Origin of the sequence: Rhodoferax sp. (genome assembly GCF_023701345.1) — a bacterium.
GTDB lineage: Bacteria > Pseudomonadota > Gammaproteobacteria > Burkholderiales > Burkholderiaceae_C > Rhodoferax.
In genome coordinates this window covers 1-3,923 of the sequence record NZ_JAMPXE010000196.1, presented here as the reverse complement: position 1 = coordinate 3,923, position 3,923 = coordinate 1, and the positions used below count along the sequence as shown (strand labels likewise).

The 3,923-nt window shown below is 62.6% G+C and carries 1 protein-coding gene; it reads right to left on the bottom strand.

Going from position 1 to position 3,923, the window contains the following annotated elements:
• The coding region (locus NDI87_RS16835) for a strawberry notch C-terminal domain-containing protein (RefSeq protein ID WP_296276735.1) at positions 1-3,701 on the bottom strand (3,701 nt) is incomplete at its 3' end.
• Between the last annotated feature and the right edge of the window lie 222 nt (positions 3,702-3,923).

The window sequence follows — 3,923 nt, the reverse complement described above, 5'->3', positions numbered from 1 at the left end:
TCACCCTTTGCCAGATCCAGCATGGTCTGCACATACTGGGCCTTTGGCACCAACACACGCACTCCACGGTGGAAAAGCTCATGAAAGACGGTTCTGAAAACGTCCATGTCCGACCCCATGGCCGACTGGAACACATAGATGTCACCACTGCGCAGGGTGACCCCGTACCCCACGCTACCGGCCGGCACCCGCAGGCCAATGTCGCCAGGGCGAGCCGTGACCTCGACTGGTGGCGCACCCCGAATACCCGACAAGGCTTCCTGCACAAGCTGGTTGACGCGATTCAGCGAAAGTGGGCGGGCCGGCAGGGTTGAATCGGCAGAGCTGTAGATTGGCGCCGGGCCGTTCGCAGCTGGTGCGCTGCGAAAACGGTCGATGTCATTCGCGCCTTTGTCGCCCACCATGCGCTTTGCCTCGTCGGCCATGCTGGGTAGCGCGTACAGGGCCTGCTTCTTCATCAGCAGATCCAGCACCTTGACGGCCCCAGCCGGCTCGTACACCGTGGCCACCATGAAACCGCCCGACGACACAAAGTCGCCGGCAGAGGCAATCAGCCCCTTGTCCAGGAAATACTTGGCTCCCTTGAGTTTGGACTTGGGCACCTGCACGCGCACACCCTGCCCGGAAGGCAGCACGCGCAGCAGGCCGTCGCGCGACATGATGCCGAAGCGGCCAATGTCCTTGTCCTGGCTCTTTTGCAGGAATGCCAGCGCCGCGGCGCCATCGGGTAGGCGGTAGTCGCCGCGTGTGTTCTTGGTGAAGTCGAACAGCTTGGGCAACAAAATCCCCTGCTCGCTGGTGCCGTCCTGCTTGGTGAAGCTGATGATGGTGCCGCGCACGCCCTGCAACTCGCCGTAAGCGGCCAGCAGGTTGCCGGTCACGATCTTGGCGGTTTCACGCTGGTTCGGCGGCTGCTCCTTGAACAGCGTTTCAACGCGGAAAGTCGGGGCAATGCTGGAAACCTCGATCTTGTGGAACTGAGTGGCCGGCACCGACACACTGCGCAACGCGCCATTCACGGCCACCGTCACCTGGATCTTGCTCATGCTGTACGGGTTGCCCGTGGCCTTGTGCGTGCTCCGGATGTTGGTCACAACAGCGTTGAACGGCTCGCTGTTGATGTCAATGCGGAAGGTCTTTCCAATCGCATGGCTTCGCAGGAACTCGATACCAATTTGTCTGGTGACTCCTGCGGCCTCAATGATCTTGTTGAGGTTCAGGGTGTCGCCAATCGCGTCATGCTTGGTGCTGTCGTACTCCCCGGCCGCCAGCGCAGCAGCGGCTCTCGATGCTTCTGCCAGCTTCCCGACGAACTGCTTGTACTGGTCATCCATTTGCTCCAGCAGTTCGTCGACGTGCTTCGCCGGGGTCTTATCGCCAAGGCTTTCCGCCATGGCGGCCTGAATCTCCGCAGGCGTCATTGGCGTGCCCTGCGCCTTGATGGAGTATTCGCCGTAGATGGCGTCCTCTCCGAATGGAGTGTCCTTGTTCGGGCCATCGAACAGCACTTCCTGGCGGGTTTCCTTTGCGTCGAAGTCGAAGGTGCGCGGCTCCAGGTCGTTCTGGTTGGTCTTGTTCAGGTAGTCGATCAGCGCGGCGTATTGCGATTCGACCTCGTCGTAGAAGGCGTGTTGCACCTCGATGGGTTGCAGTGCCAGGCGCCCGGTGGCTTTGCGCGCAATGTCTTCCTGAACCTCTTGGCCCACCTCTCCCCAAAGCCCCAACTCGCGGGCCAGCTTCGCGTTGTCCTGCAGGTACTGGTTAACGATCTGGTCGCCGTACTTGTTGAGAATGTCGGCCGACTTCACCGACGTGGCCGATTCGGTGTTGCTCGATGTGTTCGCGTTCAGCGACTTCATCTTGATGGACAGCACCGCCGTGGGCCGCTTCTCGGTCGGCAGGTCCACACTCAGGATGGTGTACTTGGGCAGGCGCACCTGACCGGTGCGGTGCACCCGGCCCAGCATCTGCATGAAGATATTGATGTCGCCCGCGGCCTGCGCCACGATCATGTGGCGCTGGCGTTGGTCCTCGAATTTCTCCGAGGCGTGAAGGCTGATGCCCGTGGAGCCGGCCACGTTCAGTATCAACGCATCGAGCTTGCCGGCGTTGAACTGGCGCGTGGTGTTCACCTTGTCTTTTTGCTCCAGCAGGTCGATGGCTGCCAGCACCGGCTTCTTGGGGTCGCTGTAGTCCACCGACAGGCTGCGCCCGGTGATTTCCGCCACTTGGTAGCCGGCGCGCGTGATTTCGGCCCGCATCCAGTCGATGGGCGACACCGGAATGTCCAGGGTCAGGCCGTCGATGACCTTCTGCGCCTCGTCGTAGGCAGCCCGCGTTCCAGCGTCCAGTTCGGACAGCGGCACCGGCCGCTTCACCTTGTCCCCGGTCGGCCCCACTTCGATAATCACCCGGCTGCGGGCCAGTGCCCGTGTCAGCACCGTCCGGTAGTCGAAGCTGCCCAGGCTGTCGCCCTGGCCGATGTTGTGGGCCGCCGCGTACTCCGTGAGGAACGAGCCCATGGTGTTTTCCACCGCAATGATGGGCTTCTCACCGCGGCGCAGCGACTCGATGGCATCGTCGGCCGCGGCTTGCGCCTTCAGGCCCAGCAGCATCTGCTTGACGAAGTTGTGCACCACGCTGGAAAACTCGGTGTGCTGCACGCCGGCTTCGAGCTGGTTCCCGGCGGAATCCTGCACGGTCGAGCCCAGCGCGGCCAGTTCCTCCTTGAGCATCTTCACGTAGCCCTCATGGAACTGGCTGTCAGCGGACACGATGGCGCGCAGGGCCTTGGTGGCCTCATCGCTCATGCGCTCATGCAGAGCCCGGTGGGGCGTGTCGTACTTGGACAGGATGGAAACCCCGTCATACGAGCGCTCGCGCCGGAACATTTGCCCGGCTTTCACCAGATTGTTGCTGACCACCGTCTGCAGCGGCAGGCCGCCAGAAGACATCGCCACTGCCAGCCCGTCAGCGTCTGCCGCGGCGTCGCCAATGTCGGTCTTGAAGTACAGCGGCATGTTGTCGGGCCGCTTGGCATAGGTGGCGCTCAGATAGGTAACGCCCTTGGCCGCGTCGAGCGCGCCAATCACAAAATCACCCGTGGCCGATGCGCCTGCCGCGTTGTGCGACTCGTCCAGCACGAACACGGCGTTGGACGCCAGCGCCATCAGCGCCTTGCGCTGCACGTTGTCCACGTTGATCTGCGAGTAGGTCATGAACACGGCATTGCGCCCCTCGGGCAGCTGGCCAGTGTCTGCGATGCGCTGGATCGTGTTCTTGTGCCCGGCGGGCTTGTTGGCAAACAGCTTGGTGCCGTCCTCTCCGGCCACCCAGGCATCGCCGTTCATGATGAACGGCTGCACATCATGGGTGCCAATGTCGGCCAGGTCGCCGTACATATCGGTGAACAGGCTGGGCTTGACGCTGACGAATACCGGCGTGAAGCCCTGGCGCGCGGCCCAGCGGATGATGGACGCAGCCTGTCGGCCCTTGCCTATGCCGGTCTGGTCTGCAATGACAACCGCCTTGCCCTTCTTGATCTGGTGAATGGACATGGCCACGGAGTCCACCTGCAAGCCCATCAGGGCATGGTGTAGGTCTGCCACCGTCGCGTAGCCCAGCTCGCTGCGGGCGAACTCGTCAATGTCGCCCACCTCGTCTTCGAGTTTGCTCAGTGCATCCTGGATGGGCTGGGCCATGTTGGCCGGGATCAGAACACCCTCGTCCTTGCGCGCGCTGCGCGGGGTGTATGGCGCCTGGAACTCGTTGCCGGCGGCGGCTGGCGCATCTGCTACGGCAGTTGTTCCAGCAGGCTTCGAAGGTCGTTGTGCTCCAGCAGGTTCTTGGCCTGGCTGGGGCTGCGGGACAAAAGACTCTGCATTGAGTCGCTGCTCATCAGGGACTGGGCCCACTGGCTCGGC